Below are 427 nucleotides of genomic sequence, written 5' to 3' on the forward strand. Positions count from 1 at the left end.
CGGCCGGCGGCAACTACTGGGTCCGCGTGCTCGACTTCGCGATGCTGTACGTGATGCTCGCGCTCGGCCTGAACGTGGTGGTCGGCTTCGCCGGCCTGCTCGACCTCGGCTACATCGCGTTCTACGCGGTGGGCGCGTACACCGCGGCGCTGCTGTCTTCGCCGCACCTGAGCTCGCAGTTCGAGTGGATCGCGGCCCTCGCGCCCGGCGGATTGCACATCCCGTTCCTGATCATCGTGCCGATCGCGATGGCGCTGGCGGCGACCTTCGGGATCCTGCTCGGCGCACCGACGCTGCGCCTGCGCGGCGACTACCTGGCGATCGTGACGCTCGGCTTCGGTGAAATCGTCCGGATCTTCATGAACAACCTCGACCGTCCGGTGAACATCACCAACGGCCCGAAGGGGATCACGGGCATCGATCCGGT

At 67.2% G+C, this 427-nt stretch carries 1 protein-coding gene; it reads left to right on the plus strand.

All coding sequences use genetic code 11. The features are described 5' to 3' along the window. Positions 1-427: ABC transporter permease subunit (locus U5798_RS36955; protein ID WP_415859535.1), on the plus strand; the 427-nt coding region annotated here is incomplete at both ends.

The sequence above is a fragment of the Burkholderia sp. BCC1972 genome, from assembly GCF_905339605.1.
Classification (GTDB): Bacteria; Pseudomonadota; Gammaproteobacteria; order Burkholderiales; family Burkholderiaceae; genus Burkholderia.